The sequence below is a fragment of the Enterococcus sp. HMSC078F03 genome, assembly GCF_001811595.1.
GTDB lineage: Bacteria > Bacillota > Bacilli > Lactobacillales > Enterococcaceae > Enterococcus > Enterococcus faecalis.
Genome location: NZ_KV805535.1, coordinates 99,912 through 119,961 on the forward strand (window position 1 = coordinate 99,912; position 20,050 = coordinate 119,961).

20 protein-coding genes are annotated in these 20,050 nt (G+C 38.2%); 7 read left to right on the forward strand and 13 right to left on the reverse strand.

All coding sequences use genetic code 11. The features are described from left to right. Positions 1–44: 44 nt before the first annotated feature. From HMPREF2810_RS02285 to HMPREF2810_RS02295, 3 genes are all read right to left on the reverse strand, one after another. Positions 45–1,190 (reverse strand): cysteine desulfurase family protein, encoded by a 1,146-nt coding sequence (locus HMPREF2810_RS02285; RefSeq protein ID WP_002383651.1) that lies wholly within the window; start codon positions 1,188–1,190, stop codon positions 45–47. A gap of 125 nt (positions 1,191–1,315) precedes the next feature. Next, positions 1,316–3,052 carry a septation ring formation regulator EzrA gene (gene ezrA / locus HMPREF2810_RS02290; protein ID WP_002375789.1) on the reverse strand — a complete coding sequence of 579 codons (1,737 nt, stop codon included), beginning with the start codon at positions 3,050–3,052 and terminating at the stop codon, positions 1,316–1,318. 185 nt (positions 3,053–3,237) lie between these two features. Beyond that, complete coding sequence (locus HMPREF2810_RS02295; protein WP_048942481.1) at positions 3,238–3,924, reverse strand: HAD family hydrolase; 687 nt, start codon at positions 3,922–3,924, stop codon at positions 3,238–3,240. A 186-nt stretch (positions 3,925–4,110) separates the two neighbouring features. Here HMPREF2810_RS02295 and HMPREF2810_RS02300 point away from each other — a divergent pair, with 186 nt between their 5' ends. Next, positions 4,111–5,463: an aspartate kinase gene (locus tag HMPREF2810_RS02300; protein WP_002385384.1), complete on the forward strand. Its 1,353-nt coding sequence runs from the start codon at positions 4,111–4,113 to the stop codon at positions 5,461–5,463. A 22-nt stretch (positions 5,464–5,485) separates the two neighbouring features. Here the strand turns inward: HMPREF2810_RS02300 and HMPREF2810_RS02305 are convergent, their stop codons facing one another. Genes HMPREF2810_RS02305 through HMPREF2810_RS02315 form a run of 3 tightly spaced genes read right to left on the reverse strand, consistent with a single transcriptional unit; the run spans position 5,486 to position 7,657 of the window. Then, positions 5,486–6,022, reverse strand: coding sequence for a pyrophosphohydrolase domain-containing protein (locus HMPREF2810_RS02305; protein ID WP_002383648.1), 537 nt, complete (start codon positions 6,020–6,022; stop codon positions 5,486–5,488). Between the two features lie 16 nt (positions 6,023–6,038). After that, entirely contained in the window at positions 6,039–6,872 is an 834-nt protein-coding gene (locus tag HMPREF2810_RS02310; RefSeq protein ID WP_048942479.1) for a DUF72 domain-containing protein, read from the reverse strand. 50 nt (positions 6,873–6,922) lie between these two features. Then, the gene (locus tag HMPREF2810_RS02315; protein WP_048942477.1) at positions 6,923–7,657 is read right to left on the reverse strand and encodes an acyl-ACP thioesterase domain-containing protein; all 735 of its coding nucleotides are present in this window, start codon (positions 7,655–7,657) and stop codon (positions 6,923–6,925) included. A 274-nt stretch (positions 7,658–7,931) separates the two neighbouring features. Between HMPREF2810_RS02315 and HMPREF2810_RS02320 the strand changes: the two genes are divergently transcribed. After that, positions 7,932–8,516, forward strand: coding sequence for a lytic polysaccharide monooxygenase (locus HMPREF2810_RS02320; RefSeq protein ID WP_002355225.1), 585 nt, complete (start codon positions 7,932–7,934; stop codon positions 8,514–8,516). A 42-nt stretch (positions 8,517–8,558) separates the two neighbouring features. Continuing rightward, positions 8,559–9,605, forward strand: a complete 1,047-nt coding sequence (locus HMPREF2810_RS02325; protein WP_002383898.1) for a chitinase — start codon at positions 8,559–8,561, stop codon at positions 9,603–9,605. 95 nt (positions 9,606–9,700) lie between these two features. Here HMPREF2810_RS02325 and HMPREF2810_RS02330 read toward each other — a convergent pair whose 3' ends face one another. Both HMPREF2810_RS02330 and HMPREF2810_RS02335 read right to left on the reverse strand, forming a co-directional pair. Beyond that, positions 9,701–10,012 carry a DMT family transporter gene (locus HMPREF2810_RS02330; RefSeq protein WP_002361148.1) on the reverse strand — a complete coding sequence of 104 codons (312 nt, stop codon included), beginning with the start codon at positions 10,010–10,012 and terminating at the stop codon, positions 9,701–9,703. Then, a complete protein-coding gene (locus HMPREF2810_RS02335; RefSeq protein WP_002383900.1) occupies positions 10,009–10,365 on the reverse strand; it encodes a DMT family transporter in 357 nt (118 codons plus the stop codon). The genes HMPREF2810_RS02330 and HMPREF2810_RS02335 overlap by 4 nt, the downstream gene beginning before the upstream one ends. A gap of 265 nt (positions 10,366–10,630) precedes the next feature. On the opposite strand from HMPREF2810_RS02335, the gene HMPREF2810_RS02340 reads away from it, so the two are divergent. Beyond that, positions 10,631–11,605 (forward strand): ring-cleaving dioxygenase, encoded by a 975-nt coding sequence (locus HMPREF2810_RS02340; RefSeq protein ID WP_002355221.1) that lies wholly within the window; start codon positions 10,631–10,633, stop codon positions 11,603–11,605. A gap of 21 nt (positions 11,606–11,626) precedes the next feature. Further along, positions 11,627–12,247, forward strand: coding sequence for a flavin reductase family protein (locus HMPREF2810_RS02345; protein ID WP_002383902.1), 621 nt, complete (start codon positions 11,627–11,629; stop codon positions 12,245–12,247). A 44-nt stretch (positions 12,248–12,291) separates the two neighbouring features. On the opposite strand, the gene HMPREF2810_RS02350 is transcribed toward HMPREF2810_RS02345, so the two are convergent. Beyond that, on the reverse strand, positions 12,292–13,620 hold the full coding sequence (locus tag HMPREF2810_RS02350; RefSeq protein WP_002358357.1) for a C1 family peptidase: 1,329 nt from the start codon (positions 13,618–13,620) through the stop codon (positions 12,292–12,294). Between the two features lie 149 nt (positions 13,621–13,769). Between HMPREF2810_RS02350 and HMPREF2810_RS02355 the strand changes: the two genes are divergently transcribed. Together HMPREF2810_RS02355 and HMPREF2810_RS02360 are read left to right on the forward strand one after the other, a co-directional pair. Beyond that, on the forward strand, positions 13,770–14,159 hold the full coding sequence (locus tag HMPREF2810_RS02355) for a GntR family transcriptional regulator (protein ID WP_002358356.1): 390 nt from the start codon (positions 13,770–13,772) through the stop codon (positions 14,157–14,159). Continuing rightward, positions 14,159–15,529: a DUF5808 domain-containing protein gene (locus HMPREF2810_RS02360; protein ID WP_010715002.1), complete on the forward strand. Its 1,371-nt coding sequence runs from the start codon at positions 14,159–14,161 to the stop codon at positions 15,527–15,529. The genes HMPREF2810_RS02355 and HMPREF2810_RS02360 overlap by 1 nt, the downstream gene beginning before the upstream one ends. A gap of 43 nt (positions 15,530–15,572) precedes the next feature. Here HMPREF2810_RS02360 and HMPREF2810_RS02365 read toward each other — a convergent pair whose 3' ends face one another. From HMPREF2810_RS02365 to HMPREF2810_RS02380, 4 genes are all read right to left on the reverse strand, one after another. Then, positions 15,573–15,779 (reverse strand): heavy-metal-associated domain-containing protein, encoded by a 207-nt coding sequence (locus HMPREF2810_RS02365; RefSeq protein WP_002355215.1) that lies wholly within the window; start codon positions 15,777–15,779, stop codon positions 15,573–15,575. 21 nt (positions 15,780–15,800) lie between these two features. Further along, entirely contained in the window at positions 15,801–18,287 is a 2,487-nt protein-coding gene (locus tag HMPREF2810_RS02370) for a heavy metal translocating P-type ATPase (protein WP_002383906.1), read from the reverse strand. Between the two features lie 15 nt (positions 18,288–18,302). Beyond that, positions 18,303–18,743, reverse strand: coding sequence for a CopY/TcrY family copper transport repressor (locus HMPREF2810_RS02375; RefSeq protein WP_002379040.1), 441 nt, complete (start codon positions 18,741–18,743; stop codon positions 18,303–18,305). A gap of 128 nt (positions 18,744–18,871) precedes the next feature. Next, complete coding sequence (locus HMPREF2810_RS02380) at positions 18,872–20,035, reverse strand: cation:proton antiporter (RefSeq protein ID WP_002355211.1); 1,164 nt, start codon at positions 20,033–20,035, stop codon at positions 18,872–18,874. Positions 20,036–20,050 lie beyond the last annotated feature (15 nt).

Consider the following 20,050-nt stretch of genomic DNA (forward strand, 5'->3'; position numbering starts at 1 on the left):
AAAATAAGTCGGAGCCTATTTCTAGGCTCCGACTTATTTTTTTATTAATTTACACGAGAAAATTTTTGATAAAGTTGGTTGAAAACAATCATAAATTGTTCAATTTCTGCCATTGTATTGCTTTCATCTAAACTAATGCGCACAGCGGAAGTCGCCAATTCCCCAGGCACATGCATGGCATACAAGGTGCTGCTAGCCATTTTTTTTCGGCTAGAACAAGCACTCGTAGTCGAAATATAAATCTGTTTTTCTTCCAATGCATGGACTAGCACTTCGCCGCGAATCCCTTTCAAAGCAAAACATAAAATGTGTGGCGCAAAATGTTCATTATCTTGTGAAAAAACAGTCACATTTTGAAATTCTTCTAGCGCCTTTAATAAATAACTCCGTAATGTCGCCACATGTTGCGGCCGTTGTTGTTCGTTCTCTAAATGCAAACGCAACGCTTTGGCCATTGCCACAATTGCTGGTACGTTTTCTGTCCCACTGCGTTGGTTGTTTTCTTGTCCGCCTCCTGTTAAAAGCGGCGCTAAACGTTTTCCTTGTTTCCAATACATAAAACCAATGCCTCGTGGTCCATGAAATTTATGTGCAGAAAATGTTGCAAAATCCACCCGATCCGTTAACCACTCTGAGTAATTAACTTTCCCAATTGCTTGAACGGCGTCTACATGAAAATGAATTTTAGGAAACTCCACTAAAACCTCGCTAATTTCTTTAATTGGTTGAATCGTTCCCACTTCATTGTTGACTGCCATAACAGAAACCAAAATCGTTTCTTTTCTAATTAATTTCTGTAGTTCCTCGACTTTTACACGACCTTCTTTATCCACTGGCGCATAAGAAAGTTCAAAACCTAGTTCGACTAATTGTTCCGCTGTTTCTGTAACTGCTGGATGTTCCACTGCAGAAATAATAATATGATTACCAAATTCTCGTTTTTCGATTGCCGTTCCTTTTAAAACCCAATTATCGCCTTCAGTTCCGCCACTTGTAAAATAGATTTCATTTGCTGAAACATTGATTAGCTCCGCAATCTGCTTCCGTGCTTGTTGTAAGAGCCGATTCGCTTGGTTGCCTAAGTCATGCAGACTAGACGGATTGCCAATAATCCGCTGACTGGTTTTTACATATGTATCTAAAGCCTGGGGGTAAATCGGTGTAGTTGCACTATTATCAAAATAAATCATTTGTCACCCTTCTTTTTTAAAATTCTTTCCCATTATATACTTTCTAAAGTATCACTTCAAGTCACCCCCACGCCATAAAAACAGAGGCTTGTCTGTCGACAAACCTCTGTTTAGTGATTGTTTAATTAAATTGCTGTTAGATTAGGGTTATTGATATTTTTAAAATAAAAATCTTCGATTCGTTTGAACGCCCCTGGCTCAACAGCTTCCAATGCTGTTCCAATTTCATCTAATGCATCTTGATAACGGAATTCTGTCGAGAATAAATACATGCTTTTATCTAAAGCCGTTCGGATGTTCTCGTGAGTATGACGATAGCGGTTTGCATATTGCATCATTTGTTCTGTCAGAGCTGCTGCATTGACTAAATCTTTTGTTTTCTTATCTAATAACTCTAAATCATCTTCGCATAAGTCACACAAACGATTGATTTCATCCATGTTAATGCGCATTTTATTTAAGGCTCGGCTTAAATCTTCAATTCGATCCGTTGCCACATAGAAAAATTCTAAGTAATCAGCAGACAAACCTGGTAATCGTTGCTTTTCAACATACCGTTTGATACTCCGTAAACGGAATTCGTATTCGTCGACTTTTTCTTGGGCGACTTTTTCGCCTTTTCTTAGTTCTTTCAATGAAGCATCAATTTCTAATTGTTGATTTTCAATATCATCTAAAATCTTATAGCATTCTTTATAGAACGCTTGAATTTCAGAGTAAGGAACGGTATGTTCTTTCATTCGAGGTTCCAAGTCTTTTTGACGGCGAATAATTTCTTCAATTTCCGTTTGGAAACCACGACTACGTCCTAGCTCGTTGTTATTTAAGGTGTAGCTTTGTGATACATGGTCCAATTCAATCATTAATTGACGGTTATTTTTTAAGGAATGAGAAATATAATCGTCAATAATTTTTTGATTGGTCACGACATATTTCTTCGCTTCAATCTCACGTTCCATCACTTCATATAATGCATCAATCGCCGTTGCTGTGTCGCGATTTGCGACCTCTACTGCGGCAATCTCTGTTTTCTCTAAATCAGCCATTGAATTCTCGACACGTTTTTTCGCATGTTGAATTTCTTCAGCAAAGTTTTGTTCAGGGAACACGTAATCGTCAGCTAATAATTGGTTGTAGCCTTCTTCGATTTCTTTTAATTGATCTGGGAAAGTTTCATTTAATTCTTCATACATTGGTGGAATCCGTTTCATTAAGTCTTCCAATTCATACGTATGACGTTCCGCATCTTCTAGGACTTCTCGAGCCTCGATTGGGTCCCCCGATGTATTTAGTGTGACAAATTGTGTGAATTCAATTTCGACGTTTCTTAATTGTTTTTGTATTTCGGAGTATGCTGGACCAAAGCTAGCTTTATCATCTTTTAGTGATTTACTTAATTCTTCATAGACATCCAAAGCTTTTTGAACTTCTAATGAATTGCGCTCTTCACTTTCACGTAATTCTTTCAAGCCATTACGAATGACTTCCACTTCGGCTTCCATTTCGGTCATCGTTTCATTCGCTTCCACGACTGCTTTCTTCGCTTTCATGAAACGGAAAATTTCATTTTGATTTTCGACTTCATAAATTTGACTCTCTAGTTCGGCGAAAGAACGCGTTGATAGTTCTACCCAACGTTGATTCCATTCACGGAAACTATTTTGACTCTGTCCAACTAGATGCATTTTTTTAATGTCATCGATTTCTTCAAAGACTGGCAAGTCAAACAGGGCTTCTTTACGAACTTCTAATTCATCTAATTGTTCTTGATTTTTTTTGCGCATAAAATAACCAATTAAGTATAGCACCGCAGCAATAATAACGATTACTAGTACTAAAATGATAATCCAATTATTCTTCATTTTGGCTCCTCCGATAATTTTTCTATAATAAAAGAAAGGTTGTTTGTTCTCTTCACACGGTTATCTATTGTTCCTGACCCTTGAAAAAGGGCATTCTTGCAGAAATACCTATAGAAAATTATAGCACAAACTGTATATTCATTCACTAGTTATAACAAATTTTTTTAAGAAAACCCGCGATCTTCTTACGAAGGGGTTGATTTACTGCTTTCATCGATCCGATTTTCACTAATTTTTTTACAAATATCACTTAGTTGTGTTAAGAAGGCATCCGCTTGACTTTGATCCATCCCAAAGTGTTCATCACGCATAGCCCAAACTTCTAGCCCAGCTTCTTTGGCAGAAGCAATGCCTTTTTCTGAATCTTCAATGGCTATACATTCCTGTGGCGCAACAGCTAATTCTTGTAACGTGTGCAGATAAATATCCGGCGCCGGTTTACTTTCTTCGAAATCTTCCCCACTCACGACCGCATCAAAATAACTACTTAATTGCCCCACTGTCAAAACCTCTTCAATTGCGTCTTTTGTGGAAGAAGAAGCTAATCCGATTTTATAGCCTTGTCTTTTTAAAAATTGTAAAACACGTTTCGCATTTTCATCAAGCACAGCTAAATAATCTATCGGATGCGCTTTTTTATAGGCTATGTATTGTTCATTTAAAAAAGCAATATCTAGCTCTCTTTTGTTGACTTGTTCAATCTTTTGCCATAATGAACGCATATCCGCGCCGACTAATTCCGGCAAGGTTAGGCCCTCAATGGTCAAATCAAATTCCGCTAAAAATGCTTTACGTCGCTCATAATAATAAGCTTCGCTATCTACTAGGACACCGTCCATATCAAAAATAATGGCAGTTTTGGATTCTGTCATACTATTTAACTCCTTCGTTACGACTCATATCTTTACAGTTTAACAAAATTTTAAGAAAAAATGAAGAACAAATATTTTCATGATTTCCTAACTTTCTGAAAATAAGTGGTTGCTTTTCTAAATGTTTTTCGGTATCCTTTTACTAATCTACAAATGAGAAAATAATTAAAAACAGGAGTGATAAACGTGAACGTAGTTAAATTCGGCGGTAGCTCGCTAGCATCAGCACCACAGTTACAGAAAGTCTTACAAATCGTCAAGGAAGAGCCGCGCCGAACGTTTGTCGTTGTATCCGCTCCTGGAAAGCGAACCCCGCAAGATATTAAAGTGACTGATTTATTGATTCAATACTATCAGCGCTACTTAAATAATGAGGAAATTGAATCGACAATCTCTGCCATCATTCGTCGTTATGAAGATCTTTTTGATGAATTACACTTGGATAAAGCAGTTTTAGCTGATATTGCTATTTCGATTCGCCAATTAGCCACTTTACCAAAAGAAAACAATGCTTTTTTATTTGACTATTTTTTAGCTAGCGGCGAGGACAATAATGCAAAAGTTGTTGCCAGTTTTTTCAATCAGAATGGCTTAGATGCTCGCTACATTAGTCCAAAAGAATTAGGTCTCCTAGTGACACCTGAGCCAGGCAATGCCCGCATTTTACCAAAAGCTTTAGAGAAAATTAGTGCCTATCGTGAGACTCAACAAATCTTGGTTATTCCAGGTTTCTTTGGTTATACAGAAGCCGGCGAAATTTGTACTTTTTCTCGTGGCGGTTCCGATATCACAGGGTCCATTGTTGCCGCAGGTGTTCAAGCAGATTTGTATGAAAACTTTACCGATGTGGACGGAATTTATGTCGCCCATCCTGGAATTATTGAACAGCCTCAAACGATTCAAGAATTGACCTACAGAGAAATGCGGGAGTTAGCTTATGCAGGATTTGCCGTCCTCCACGACGAAGCTTTAATGCCTGCCTATCGCGCAAATATTCCAGTCGTTATCAAAAATACTAACAACCCACATCATCCTGGCACCCTAATTACCACTTCTCGCAAAGTGAAGCATGCCCCTGTTGTAGGAATTGCTAGTGATCAAGGGTTCGCAAGTATTTACATTAGTAAGTATTTAATGAATAGAGAGTTAGGTTTTGGGCGACGGCTTTTAGAAGTACTAGAAAAATTAGCCTTAAGCTATGAGCATATGCCCTCAGGAATTGATGACATCACAATTGTTTTAAGAGAAGACCAGTTAACAACTGAAATTGAAAATAGACTGATGGCCCAACTCCAAGAAGTTTTAGCGCCTGATGAGTTACGCATCACGCATCACCTTTCCATGATTATGATTGTCGGGGAAGGCATGCGCCAACGAATTGGGGTTACTGCTGAAAGTACAATGGCGTTAGCCAAAGAAAAAATCAACTTAGAAATGATTAACCAAGGATCTTCGGAAGTAAGTATTATGTTTGGTATCAAAAAAGAACAAGAAGAAAAAGCCATCAAAGCCTTATATCGGACGTTCTTCCATGATTAATGAAAAAGACGAATGAGAAAACTCATTCGTCTTTTTCATTGGTCTCAGTAATTTTCAATTGGCGTTGAATTTCCGCTTTAATTTTAGCTTCTGGCGCAAAATCTTGTTCCCAATTTTCAGGTTTTAATACTTTATTTGTTTCCGGATCATAATGTGGCTGTCCATCTGGAAATAATTTTCCCATATTGGCTTGATGAACGATTTCAATAATTTTTGTTGGATTGACGCCCATTAAGCAAAACGAACCATAAGTAAAATACAATAAATCGACTAGTGCATCCACTTCCTCCACTAAAGGATCAGATACTGGTTTGCCTTTCGCCAAGACTTTCTGCTCTGCTTTATCGACAGATTTTTTTAATCCGTTGACCAATTGTTGAAAAAGCACCTGGTCATTATTAGCAGCACTATATAAAAATTCTACAAGTTCTTCAACTTTAAACTCTGCTCGTCGACTGGCTAGCTCTGGCGAAAAAGCAGTTGGTTGCTCTGGTTGTTGTGGATTAAAAACCTCGTGGAAGGCACAAGCCATTTCATAAGGGGATTGCTTTTCAGACATTCAGCTACCTTCTTTCTCAAAATAAATCTAATTGTTTTGGATTCAAATCATCGTAACTCAAATTCAAGACTTTTTGCATCTGTAGAGCGTTTTCTGCGGCATCGCCGCCAGAATTATTATTAAAAATCACGCCTACTTCTTTAGCTTCTTGCGACATTTTTAAAACAGCTTCGCTTAAATCAGCGATTTCCTGCGTATTATAATGATAGAGGGTTCTTTTTTTACGCCACTCTGCATCATTGGCTAACCAGCCAGCCGCATTACGTCCGTGAAACCGGAAGAGCACGAGATTAGGATTCGTTACATACGGATAAAAGGGCACTGGATTCGTAGGAATCTGCGGTTCATCTACAATCACAAGTGAAAATTTATTTTCTTTCATAAATTGCAACATTTGTTTTACAAAGTTTGGTTGATACCATGAATTATTTCGTAATTCAATGGCGATGGGTAGGTCTTTAAACCAGTGACGAATTTTTTGCAAGTAAGCGACATTTTCTTTCGTACAACCAAATGTTCCTGAAAATTGTACCAGAAAGGCAAATAATTTTTTACTTTCAATTAATGGGGCCATACTTTCTAAAAAGGCGGTGATCATTTCTTCTTCACTTGCATAATAGGTCTGCCACTCACCTTGACAACTGATTCCACTATAAACTTTCATGACAAAGCGAAAGTTTTCGGGAACTGCTTTGACCCATTCAGCTACTCGTTCTTTGGGAGGAATCCCGTAATACGCCGTGTCCATTTCAACTAGCGGTAAATGACTGGCATATTCATAAAGCGTGGCCCGTTTTTTTCCAGTTAAATAGTCGTGTTCACTAAAAGATGTTAATCCTAAGCGAATCATGTCCTTCCTCCTCTGCGTAACTTTTTATTTTTCTAAACCGTCATCTCAACTTAGTTGGTCCAATCGATATTCGCTTCACAATAGGTTTGACCATCAATCCGAATCTCATGGCGCGTTTTCAAGTGATTTTCTTGTTCGACAATTTCGTAATGACTTTCGACTTCTTGGCCATATTCTACTTCTTTGTCAAATTTCACAAGAATTTTTTTCGGTTGATGCGTTGTTAAAAAGTCATACCCTAACACATCCAATAACCAATTAAAGTAAATCGCATTATTAACATGTTGATTGCCATCAATATCAAAAAAACGCACACGATAAGGTAAAAAGTTCCCCTCTGTGACCTTTTCAATTTTTTCATGGCGATAAATTTTAGTGATTTTTTCAGAATCAAAAGGTGCAATAATTTCTGGTAATACACTACTGATTTTCCGATTTTTTTGATCCATTAAGACAAAGGTTGATTTCACAAAGACACATTCATTGCCTTCTTCATCATGAACCCAAAAGTTACGATAACAAAAATATTTGTTATAACTCATAGCTTGCGTTGTAATTGCTACTTTTTCACCAACTTTTGGTAAACGGTGAATCTCTATTTCATAGTTGGTGATGACCCAGCCTAGGCCAAATTGGGCGACATAAGCTGCATTTCTTCCTAGTAATTCTGTTTGTTCTTCTGATACTTTAATGACAACCGCTAACAAAGCCGGTATTTTCATTGCACCAGTAAAATCGCCGTCATAGTAGGCAACTTCATAAGAGGATGTATGTTTTTTTTCCACGAAATAATCTCCTTTTTCCAATGGCTACTTTCGTGTCATTGTTTCTTCTTAAAAGTATACCACGTGATTTCTTCAATTGCGATTCCGAATGAAAAATTAACAAAACTTTGAAAAACACTATTATTTATATTATTTAAAAACATTCTTAATATTACTTAAAAAATATTGTTTTATTTTTAAAAATAACATTTCTTATTATTTGTATCCGAAAGATTATTATGTTATATTCCTATCTGTAAGCGCATACAAAATAATTTTTTAGGAGGTTTTTTTCGTGAAAAAGAGTTTATTAACAATCGTCCTGGCTTTTAGTTTTGTTTTAGGTGGCGCTGCATTGGCCCCTACTGTTTCGGAGGCTCATGGTTACGTAGCAAGTCCTGGAAGTCGTGCTTTCTTTGGTAGTTCTGCTGGTGGTAACTTAAATACAAATGTTGGTCGTGCACAATGGGAACCTCAAAGTATCGAAGCGCCCAAAAATACGTTTATTACTGGTAAATTAGCCAGTGCAGGTGTCTCAGGTTTTGAACCTTTGGATGAACAAACAGCTACTCGTTGGCACAAAACAAACATTACCACAGGTCCCCTTGACATCACTTGGAACTTAACTGCCCAACATAGAACTGCTTCTTGGGATTACTATATTACTAAAAATGGCTGGAATCCCAATCAACCATTAGACATTAAAAACTTCGACAAAATTGCTTCAATTGACGGCAAACAAGAAGTTCCTAATAAAGTTGTTAAACAAACAATTAATATTCCGACAGACCGCAAAGGTTATCATGTCATTTACGCTGTTTGGGGCATTGGTGATACGGTGAACGCCTTTTACCAAGCGATTGATGTGAACATTCAGTAAAAACACTCACATCTTAAACTAAATTAAAGGAGTTCTCAAAAAATGAAGTTAAAAAAAATAATTCCTGCTTTTCTCCTTCTTTCAACCGTAGCAGTTGGCTTGTGGTTAACGCCTACTCAAGCTTCTGCAGATGCTGCGGATACGATGGTAGATATCTCTGGCAAAAAAGTGTTGGTTGGATATTGGCATAACTGGGCCTCAAAAGGACGCGATGGTTACAAACAAGGAACATCAGCATCACTGAACCTTTCAGAAGTAAATCAAGCCTACAATGTCGTACCGGTTTCCTTCATGAAAAGCGATGGTCTGACACGGATTCCTACGTTCAAGCCTTATAACCAAACGGACACTGCCTTCCGACAAGAAGTCGCACAATTAAATAGTCAAGGTCGCGCAGTTTTATTGGCACTTGGTGGAGCAGATGCACATATTCAATTAGTCAAAGGCGATGAACAAGCCTTTGCGAATGAAATCATTCGTCAAGTGGAAACATACGGCTTTGATGGTTTAGACATCGATTTAGAGCAATTGGCGATTACTGCTGGCGACAACCAAACCGTTATCCCTGCTGCGTTGAAAATAGTCAAAGACCATTATCGAGCACAAGGAAAAAATTTCATCATTACGATGGCGCCAGAATTCCCTTATTTAAAACCTGGTGCCGCTTATGAAACATACATTACTTCCCTAAATGGTTATTATGATTACATTGCCCCACAATTATATAACCAAGGCGGCGACGGTGTCTGGGTTGATGAAATTATGACTTGGGTTGCTCAAAGCAACGATGCTCTAAAATACGAGTTCCTCTATTATATGTCTGATTCATTAATCCATGGCACACGCGGCTATCTACAGATACCAAACGATAAATTAGTCCTTGGTTTACCAGCAAATCGGGATGCTGCTGGTAGTGGCTATGTTGTTGAGGCTACCCCTGTAGCCAAAACTTTTGATCAGTTAGCAAAAGACGGTAATCCTATCCGTGGCTTAATGACTTGGTCTGCAAATTGGGACGTTGGTCAAGATGTCAACGGCAAGTCCTACAACAATGAATTTGCGACACGTTATAGTAACCTCGTAAAATAAAAGCTATTTTGAGACAGAACACCGCATTTGGTTCTGTCTCTTTTTAAATTTTACTCACCTGTCTTTCAATAATCCAAACAATGTTCTCTCGCTTTCTAACCAATTAATTTTAAACCAATCACAGAAACAATGATTAAAAAAATAAAAAATATCCGGCGTGGGTCTTTTGATTCACCTAAGAGCATTCCTAAAATAGCGCCTCCTGCTGTACCAATTCCTGTCCAAACCGCATAAGAAACGCCCATCGGTAATTGTCTCATCCCTAAATATAAGAATAAGAAACTACCACTAAACGCTAGAATTAAAATTAACAATGAACGTAAGTCTTTTTTTGTTGTAAATAGTTTAATTGAACCTACGCCAAAAATTTCAAAACAGCCTGCAATAACTAAGTATAACCAACTCATCTTGTTTCCTCCTCTTTATTTCCAGTTACCATTTTTAAGCCAATTACACCTATTAATAACAGCAACAGAAAAAGAACTTTTCCTATGCCCAATGGTGTGTGGAATAAAAAATGATCTGTCACAATAGTTCCAGCACTACCTAAGCCAACAAATACAGCATAGGCTGTACCGACTGGCAATTTCTCTCCTGCTTTAATCAGCGCATAGAAACTGATAAAGATTGCGATTACTGTCCCTAAAATCTCCCACCATGTTGTGCTATGCTTCATGCCAATGACCCAAATCACTTCACAAAAAGCGCCAAAAATAACTTTTAACCAAGCTTTACTCATCTTGTTTTCCTTCCCTTCCAAACAAAAAAAGTGCCAACAAACAGTTCAGCTATGGCCTAAGAACTGTTCATTAACACTTTAGTCGCAAGCATCCGGCGATGTTTACGAAAGTTTATGTATTAAAATATCTCAGGCTATTATATTCTTATTTTTAAAAAAAATCAACTAAAAAATAATAGTTCGAATTCGAGACATTTCTTTTGCATTTTTAGGACTAATCATTTAAACTTACTTTTAGTAAGTTAGTTAATTAAAAAATTATTTTTCTTTTAGGAGGATTTTTATTATGAATACACAAATTTTAGGTTTACACCACGTCACTGCCATGACTTCAAGTGCTGAAAAAATTTATCACTTTTTCACCGATATTTTAGGTCTACGTTTAATTAAGAAGACTGTCAACCAAGACGATATTGAAACATATCATTTATTTTTTGCTGATGATGCCGGCTCTCCCGGAACAGACATGACTTTCTTTGACTTCCCAGGCTTACCTAAAGGAACCAAAGGAACGAATACAATTTCTCGTACTTCCTTCCGTGTAAAAGATGATGCTGCTTTGGATTACTGGGTATCACGCTTTAATGAATATGCAATTGATCATGGAGAAATTCAAGAACGTTTTGGCAAAAAGTATTTAGAATTTGAAGATTTTGACAATCAACGTTACCAACTTATTTCTGATGAAAAGAACCAAGGTGTTGCAGCCGGCACGCCTTGGAAAAAATCTAACGTCCCTAGCGAACACGCTTTAATCGGCTTAGGTCCAGCCTTTGTAACTGTCGAAAATTACGAACATCTGCAACTAGTTTTAACTGAAGTTTTAGGGTTCAAATTGATTGATGCTGAAGGTAGTTTCCATTTATTTGAAGTTGGCGAAGGTGGGAATGGTGCCAGCATTATCGTAGAGCATCGAGAAGATTTGCCAGCGGCCCAAGAAGGCTACGGCAATGTCCATCACTTAGCCTTGCGCGTTGCCGATGAGGAAGCACTACGTTTCTGGATTGAAAAAATTAATCGTTTGGAATTTCCTAATTCTGGCTTTGTGGAACGTTTTTACTTTAAATCTGAATATTTCTTGGCAGCAACACATGTGTTATTTGAACTGGCAACCGATGGTCCTGGGTTTTTAGAGGATGAAACCTATGAACACGCTGGTGAAAAATTATCATTACCGCCATTTTTAGAACCAAAACGGGCAGGGATTGAAGAATTTGTGCGTCCTTTCGATACTTCAGATGCGAATGTTCAAAGAAATTAGTATTTTTTCTAGGAGGTTCCTATGATTCATTACAATAGTAACGAGTTATCTGCAAAAACAGCGTATAAATTTTTATCAGGAAGTATTATTCCTCGGCCAATCGCTTGGGTTACAACACAAGATACAGCTACAGGTGTCGTCAACGCTGCTCCCTTTAGTTTCTTTAATGCGGCGGCAGCTGAAATTCCTTTAGCAACGTTGTCCATTTTACGACCAGACAAAGAGCCTAAAGATACGGCACGAAACATCTTGGCTACTAAAGAACTTGTCATCCATTTCGTTAACGAAGACGTTCTTACTCAAATGAATCAGACTTCGGCGTCTTTAGCAGCAGAGATCAGTGAAATTGACACATTCGGTATTGAAACCATTGCCAGCCAGACTGTTACTGTTCCAGCAATCAAAGCCGCGCCGATTCGGATGGAAGCTCGCTTACATCAATATGTACCTATTGCTAACCATGAAGGTCAAATTATTACGGATTTATTCATTGTAGAAATTACCGATTTCTATTTTGATTCAGCCGTTTTCGATGAAGAACATCAGTACATTTTACCTGAAAAACTCCAACCGATTGCTCGTTTAGCAGGCAATGATTATACAACATTGGGCGAAATCCGTGAAGTTCGCCGCCCAACGTAAAAAGAAGGCCCCCGCCATGACGGCGGGGGCCTTCTTTTTCTGTTTTATGCTAATGCTCCCATTGGATCCCAAGGTGCCAAAACAGTTGGCGCTTGTTCCCAAGCTTTTTTCTGTTCGTCAGTTAATAAATCTTTGTGCACAACGATTTGATAAGTGTATTCGTCCATCCACGCATCGCTCATGACGAAGAAGCCATTTTCACCGACTTTTTCGCCCCAGCTATTTTCCACTTTCCATTTTGTTGTTTGACCATCAACGATATCAACACCTGTTAAAACCATGGCGTGTGTCATTAAGCTTTCACCAAAGTCTAAACGTTCTGCTTTAGTCATCGTAAAATCAATATCAAAAAGATCGTTCATATCGTAAACATCTAATGCCATAATTCCTGTGTCACGTGTTGAAGATTGTCCGACATCACAACCAAACCAAACAGATTCGCCTTGTTCCAATTGTGCAGCAGCTAATTTTTTGAAAGCAGCCATTTCTACATTTAAATATTTAACTTCTTTGCCGCCGACAACATTCCCTAACATTTCAACAGTGTATGTTTTGTTGAAGGGTTTATCTTCTGTAGGAGCATTAATAATACTTACATAATCATGTAAATTAACGCCAACGTATTTTTCAAAGAATGTTTGCGGTGTTAGATTTTGATCCAAATGATAATTTTTTTCTTCGTCACGGTATTCAAAATCAAAGGTTTCTGGCGGCGTTCCTAAAGAGATTGCTAAGAAATTATAAATTTCTTGTAACATTGCTTCTTTGTTTTTTTGGACTTCTTCAGCAGAAGCGCCTTTTTCAATTAAACTACGTAAAATTGTTGCATCTTTGCGTAATTTTTTATTTAAATAGTTGTTTAAATCACGTGAATTGGAACTGTTGCTGCTTTCAGGCATTGCCGTTTTAGGCACTACGCCATATTTATCAAAAATTGAAACGATCATATCCCATTGCCCACCATCTTGTTGTGGTGTAGCTAATAAAAAGGCCACTTTACGACTAGTCAACGGTTGATCGGCTGTTGCAATAATATTTTCATAGAAATAATTTGATTTTTCATATTTATCCCAGAAAAATGTATAGTTTTGTGATAATTCAAAATCTTTTAATTGAAACGCATTTAACATTCTATGTCTAAATGTATTTAATGCCGCAAACATCCAGCAGCGACCGCTTTGTTTTTGATTGGCCACTTTTCCAGTAGCTAAGTCGACTGAAAAGACGGGTACGTTATTCACGGCTCCTTGTACAGATTCACCTGAAGCGCTGATACCATTTTTTACTACACTACGTTGTAAGGCATTTTGTTTATTATTGTTCAAGAAATCTTGATGGAATTTCTCTGTTAATTTTGGTTCAATTGCTGTCATATTTTCATCGTCCTTTCATTTTACGTTCTTCTTCATTATATGCTTCTCTTTAAGTAGAAACAACCATTTACTCTAAATTCCTTGCTTTCCAACTCTTTTTGTATTAGTATATATAATACAGATAGCACAAATAAGACAGGAGTGATTCGATGCTTTTAGAAATAGATGAACAAAGCGAACAGCCCATCTATCAACAACTCATTGATCAAATCATTGTAGGCATTGCCAAAGGTGAACTGGTTCCCAATGAAAGTTTGCCTTCTATCCGACAATTGGCGGACGAAATCGGGGTCAATATGATGACTGTTTCAAAAGCTTATAATAAGTTAAAGCAATCAGGTTATATTGTGACTGACCGTCGTAACGGCACCAAAATTGCCGCAAAGTTACCTGCTACCGCTGTTTGGCAACAGCAATTGCATGAGCGTTTAGAACTTCTGTTGGCTGAAAGTTTTTTACATCAGCAATCCGAAGCAGAAATCCAAGCACTTATTCAGAAAATTTATCAAAATTTTGATTCGAAAGGGCGTGCATTATAATGGCGGTATTCTTTTATTTCATCCTAGTTTCTGTCGCTTTTTTTATGGCATTTACTATGGGGATTTATGCAAATCCTCACAAAAATATTATTTTGGAAAATACTTTACCAGAAGATAAACTACAAGATCCCAGCGTTCAAGCAATCCGAAAACGTTATAAAAAACGCTTGGTTCAACTAGCAGCTGTTTTTAGTGTTCTTAGTTTACCTTTGTTATTTATTCCTTATGATTCGATTTTATTGTTCCTTTTTCTGTTACTTTTATTTAGTTTTATTGGCAGTGGCTACTATCTGCAAATTGTTTATATTCGCAAAATGGCCGCTTTAAAAATGCAAAACGGCTGGTTGTTGCCTAAACGTCCTCTCTTAATCGATACGCAATTAGTTTTAAATAAAAACCAGAAACTTATTTCATTTTGGTGGTTTTTACCTGCGATTATTCTTACTTTTGCTGGGGGCTTTTATTCCTTGCAAACGGCGATTGGTTCCTGGATTCTTTTCTTAATTACTGTTTTGATGTTAAGTTTGTTCATTGGCGGCTATTATTTTATTGCGCGCTTACCTGTCAAACCGCTAACTAGCGACTCAAAAATTAATCAGCAAATCAATGACTTATTTCGGCATCATTGGTCTGTTTTAATGGTTTTATCCGCCTTAGTTTTTGCACCGCTAACCATTTTACCAACTTTCACAATTGTAATTGATTATACGGTTGCGATGGCCCTTACTTTTTGTTATTTTATTCTTTTGTTTGTTTATGTAGGCTTTCTCTTCTACTACCTATTTTCAATGCGCAAAAAACAAGATCAATTCGTTTTACAGGCTGGCGATTATCGCTATGGGGATGATGATCAATATTGGCGGTATGGGATTTATATCAATCCAAAGGACCCCAAAATCATGGTTCCTGATCGCATTGGTATGAATTTATCTATTAACCTAGGACGGCCTGCTGGGAAAATTATTCTAGCCGCTACTGGTATTTTAACGATTGCAGTGCTGTTCTTTGCCACAGTACCAATGTTTATAAATGATTTTTCTAGTCATGCCTTTCAAGCAACTATTGAAAAGAAACAAATTGAGTTATCTGCCCCATTAGCAAAAACAAGGTCAATTCCTTTTAACCAAATCACTGCTGTTTCTTTGATTGATGACTTACCTCAAGAACGCATCCGCACAATGGGTGCTGCGACAGATAGTTACTTAACAGGAGAATTTAAAGTCGCTGGAAAACCTGCTTATTTACTAATTTATACAAAAAGTCATCCGATTCTGAAAATAGAAACGCGGGAGAAAGTTTATTATTATACTGCGCGTGATGGTCAAGAAACGACTAAGATTTATCAGGAAATCAAAGCAAAACTTCCATAACAAAAAAACAGGGCCTACTCATGATGGTAGGCCCTGTTTTTTGTTATTCGCTGACAACCTTGAATTTTGTATCTGCCAACGTGGTATTCAGTTCATCCTGGCTTACTTCACGATCTGCTGTCACAACGGCTGTTTGATCTGCCAAGTGAACCGCAACATTCGTTACGCCGTCAATTCCACTAAATTTTTCAGTGACCGCTTGAACACAGCCATCACATTTCATCCCATCAATTTTTACTGTTTTTTCCATTTCACTTCATCCTTTTCAATTTTATTTTTGACTTCCACTAGTTCTTTTCACCGTCGAAGGTTTAAATCCTTTTAAGCGTAAAGCGTTTAGTAAGACAGAGACTGAACTAAAACTCATAGCTGCTGCTGCAATCATCGGACTTAACAAAGGTCCACCAAATAAGTGTAACACACCCATAGCCACTGGAATACCTAATGTATTATAGGCAAATGCCCAGAAAAGATTTTCTTTGATGTTTTTGATGGTCGCTTTACTTAATTCAACTGCTGTAGGCACATCCATTAAATCACTACGCATTAGCACAATATCGGCCGATTCCATTGCAACATCTGTGCCTGAACCAATAGCAATCCCCACATCTGCTTGGGCAAGTGCTGGTGCATCATTAATCCCGTCACCCACCATCGCAACTTTTTTGCCTTCTGCTTGTAGTTTTTTCACTTCTAACGCTTTATCTTCTGGTAAAACTTCACTTAAGACACGATCGATACCTACTTGTTTCGCAATCGCCTCTGCAGTACGCTTGTTGTCTCCCGTAATCATCACGGCTTCGATCCCCATTTTATGCAAACGTGCAATGGCTGTTTGACTGCTATCCTTCACAGTATCTGCTACCGCAATGATACCCGCAAACGAACCATCTTTTGCCACAAACATTGGGGTTTTCCCTTCTTCTGCCAAACGATCCGCTTGTTGAACAAACGTTGATAGCTCAATGCCTTCTTCTTTCATTAATTTTATATTGCCCAAAAGTAGGACTCGTTCGTTGACTGTCACACGGATGCCGTGACCTGGAATCGCTGAAAAATCGCTTCCTTCTGCTAATGGCAATTGACGTTCTTTAGCCGCTCCCACAATTGCTTCACCTAGGGGGTGTTCTGATCCTTGTTCTGCAGAAGCTGCTAATGTTAGTAACTCAGCTTCTGAAAGTGCTGAATCAGCAACTAAAATATCCGTAACCACCGGTTTGCCTTCTGTAATAGTTCCTGTTTTATCAAACACGATTGTTTGAATTTTGTGAGTGGTTTCTAAAGCATCCCCACTTTTTATTAAAACGCCATTTTCAGCGCCCTTACCTGTTCCCACCATAATCGCAGTCGGCGTTGCCAAGCCGAGCGCACAAGGACAAGCAATCACTAACACAGAAATGGTAATTGTCAAAGCGAAAATCCATGACTCTTGTCCTAAAAAGAACCAAGCCAAGCCAGAAAGAACAGCCAAACCAATGACGATTGGGACAAAAACACCCGAAATTTTATCAGCTAATTGTGCAATCGGTGCTTTTGAGCCTTGCGCATCTTCCACTAATTGAATGATTTGGGCAAGGGCCGTCTCTTTTCCCACTTTTGTTGCCTTGAATTGAAAGCTGCCATTTTTATTGATGCTAGCACCAATTACTGCATCACCGACTTTCTTTTCAACAGGCAAACTTTCGCCCGTTAACATGGCTTCATCCACAGAACTACTGCCTGAAACAATCACTCCATCAACAGGGATTTTATCTCCTGGGCGAACAATCACAATGTCATCCAACTGAACAGCATCAACTGGCACTTCAATTTCTGCGCCATCACGTAAAATATGGGCAGTTTTCGGTGCTAAACCCATTAATTTTTTTATCGCATCTGAGGTTTTCCCTTTTGAAACAGCTTCGAAATATTTTCCTAATGTAATTAAAGTTAAAATAACACCCGCTGATTCATAATAAAGAGCCATTGTAAAACTTGTGTCTCCTAAGAATATCATGACTGTGCCATATAAACTATACACAAAAGCAGCACTGGTTCCTAAAGCTACCAAAGAAAACATATTTGGATGCCCTTTAAATAACGCTTTAAAACCAACTGTGAAAAATTCTCTGCCGACATATAGGACGGGTAACGTCAAAATCAATTGAACCATTGCAAAGGTCGTCGCATGTGTCATTGGATTCAACAAATCCGGCAATGGTAAGCCTACCATGTGTCCCATCGCAATATAAAGAAGTGGCACTGTAAACACCGCTGAGATCCAAAAACGTTGCCACATCTCAGCAATATGTTTTTGTTTCTTTTCACGATCTTGGTCCGCTGTTGCACCTGCAGCGACTTCTTCTGTCGCCTGATAACCTGCATCCGTAACTGCTTTGATAATTTCAGCACTCGTTACTTGATGGTCGTCATAACTAACCACCAGTTTTTCCGTGGCTAAATTAACAATCGCTTGTTGAACACCAGATAATTGGTTCACAGCTTTTTCAATCGTTTGGGCACAGGAAGCACAACTCATTCCTTCAATCGCAAACGTTCGTTGCTGGGCTGGGCTAATCGCCTTGTAGCCAGCATCTGACACAGCTTCCTTAATTTCTTCTTCTGTGACTTCCGTCTGATCATACGTGACACTTAATTTTTCCGTAGCTAAATTGACACTTGCCTTTGCCATCCCAGGTAACTTCGCCGTAGCCTTTTCAATCGTTTGGGCACAGGAAGCACAGCTCATCCCTTCAATATCAAACGTTTTACTTTCCATTTTTTTCACTCCTTTTTAAATTAAATGACATTGGCATTGACCAGGAATACAGTTGCAAGGGACGGATTCAACCGCCGTCTTGCGCTTCTCTTTCAAGAGTTCCTCTAATCGATCCAAATCGTCATAACTCAACTGACTCTCTGTTAAAATTGTTTCTACCACGGAACCAACTTTACGGCTGCACACCTTGGCTAAAAGTTCGTCTGCCACCGTTTCAACGCTCTGACGTTCTTCTACTAGCGGATAATAAATATATTTATTGCCTGCTTTCTCCGTCCCAACTAACCCTTTATCTGTTAAACGACTTAGTAACGTCTTGACGGTCGTTGATTTCCATTCTTTCTTCTCATTTAAAAGTGTATGCACTTCACGACTCGTGGTCTTGCCTTGGGTCCAAATAACCCGCATGACTTCCCACTCTGCATCTGTAATTGTCGCTAATTTATCTTTTGCCATACTCGTTAAATTCCTCCTTCATCAATAAAAAAAGAGTTCAAGGTTATTGACTACAAACGTAGTCGTTTATCTTGAACTCATCATATAGCTATTTTATTTTTTTGTCAACAACTTCTGCTCATCTTTTTTTATTGCAACGCAGATTCTTGTTTTTTAACAAAGTATTTCAATAAGAACGGTGCAACTAAGGTCGTTAAGATAATTACCACAATCATGCTCGTATAATACGCTTCTGAAAGTAATTTAGATTGGTAGCCAATTTGCGCAATGATTAATGCCATTTCCCCACGCGAAACCATCCCAGCACCGACCATTAAAGAACTTGTATTGGAGAAACCAACCATTTTCGCTCCCCAGGCGCCGCCCAGTAATTTCGTTAAAATCGCCATAATCGTCATTACCAAAATAAAAGGTAAATCCTTTCCTAACGTGTTAAATGTCACTGATAAGCCAATGCTGGCAAAGAAGACGGGAATAAACACGGCATAGCCAATAGCTTCAATATTGAAATCTATTTCTGTTTTTGCATCCGTTTGTCCCACAGCAATCCCTGCAAAAAAGGCACCTACGACAGAACTTAAACCAACTAAATCAGCCAAATAAGCCATGCCCAAACAGATAATCAATGACATGATAATAACAGACGACCCAATGTTCATTTTTTGACTTAAACGTAGTAAATAGGGAGCGATAAAGCGGACCAAAAAGAAAATCCCAATAAAGAATAAGCCTTGTTCAATTAACTTAACAATAAAGCTGACTTCTGTATTGCCGCCTGTACTTGCACCAATCATGCCGACAGCGACGCTTAAAATAATCACGACCACGATATCGTCAACGACAGAAGCTCCAAGAATCGTTGCACCTTCTTTACTACTTAAAACATTCAACTCTCTTAATACTTCTACTGAAATGCTGACCGACGTTGCTGCTAAAACTAACCCAAGGAAAAAAGCTTCTTTCCAAGAAAAAGCAAACAGCTGACCAATCAACATAGTAAAACCAACCGGTAAAACGATGCCCAAAATAGCAACCATGACACTAGGTTTCGCATATTTTTTCAATAATTCCAATTCACATTCCATTCCAGCAATAAACATCAACATAATGACACCAATTTCTGAAAAGTCATGCACAAACACATCTTGATGCACAATATTTAACATCGCTGGACCTAACACAATCCCTACTAGCAATTGCCCAATTACCGCAGGAATTCCTACTCTTTTACAAGCAACACCTGCTAAAGTCGTTGTAATTAAAATCAAACATAAAATACCTAAAAATTCCATTCTATTTCCCTCTTT

Coding starts and splice junctions, on each gene's coding strand:
- HMPREF2810_RS02310 (WP_048942479.1), bottom strand. CDS start 6,872: ATGATTCGCTTAGGATTAACATCTTTTAGTGAACACGACTATTTAACT.
- ezrA (WP_002375789.1), bottom strand. CDS start 3,052: ATGAAGAATAATTGGATTATCATTTTAGTACTAGTAATCGTTATTATT.
- HMPREF2810_RS02345 (WP_002383902.1), top strand. CDS start 11,627: ATGATTCATTACAATAGTAACGAGTTATCTGCAAAAACAGCGTATAAA.
- HMPREF2810_RS02350 (WP_002358357.1), bottom strand. CDS start 13,620: ATGACAGCAATTGAACCAAAATTAACAGAGAAATTCCATCAAGATTTC.
- HMPREF2810_RS02305 (WP_002383648.1), bottom strand. CDS start 6,022: ATGTCTGAAAAGCAATCCCCTTATGAAATGGCTTGTGCCTTCCACGAG.
- HMPREF2810_RS02365 (WP_002355215.1), bottom strand. CDS start 15,779: ATGGAAAAAACAGTAAAAATTGATGGGATGAAATGTGATGGCTGTGTT.
- HMPREF2810_RS02380 (WP_002355211.1), bottom strand. CDS start 20,035: ATGGAATTTTTAGGTATTTTATGTTTGATTTTAATTACAACGACTTTA.
- HMPREF2810_RS02325 (WP_002383898.1), top strand. CDS start 8,559: ATGAAGTTAAAAAAAATAATTCCTGCTTTTCTCCTTCTTTCAACCGTA.
- HMPREF2810_RS02355 (WP_002358356.1), top strand. CDS start 13,770: ATGCTTTTAGAAATAGATGAACAAAGCGAACAGCCCATCTATCAACAA.
- HMPREF2810_RS02330 (WP_002361148.1), bottom strand. CDS start 10,012: ATGAGTTGGTTATACTTAGTTATTGCAGGCTGTTTTGAAATTTTTGGC.
- HMPREF2810_RS02360 (WP_010715002.1), top strand. CDS start 14,159: ATGGCGGTATTCTTTTATTTCATCCTAGTTTCTGTCGCTTTTTTTATG.
- HMPREF2810_RS02285 (WP_002383651.1), bottom strand. CDS start 1,190: ATGATTTATTTTGATAATAGTGCAACTACACCGATTTACCCCCAGGCT.
- HMPREF2810_RS02370 (WP_002383906.1), bottom strand. CDS start 18,287: ATGGAAAGTAAAACGTTTGATATTGAAGGGATGAGCTGTGCTTCCTGT.
- HMPREF2810_RS02375 (WP_002379040.1), bottom strand. CDS start 18,743: ATGGCAAAAGATAAATTAGCGACAATTACAGATGCAGAGTGGGAAGTC.
- HMPREF2810_RS02340 (WP_002355221.1), top strand. CDS start 10,631: ATGAATACACAAATTTTAGGTTTACACCACGTCACTGCCATGACTTCA.
- HMPREF2810_RS02295 (WP_048942481.1), bottom strand. CDS start 3,924: ATGACAGAATCCAAAACTGCCATTATTTTTGATATGGACGGTGTCCTA.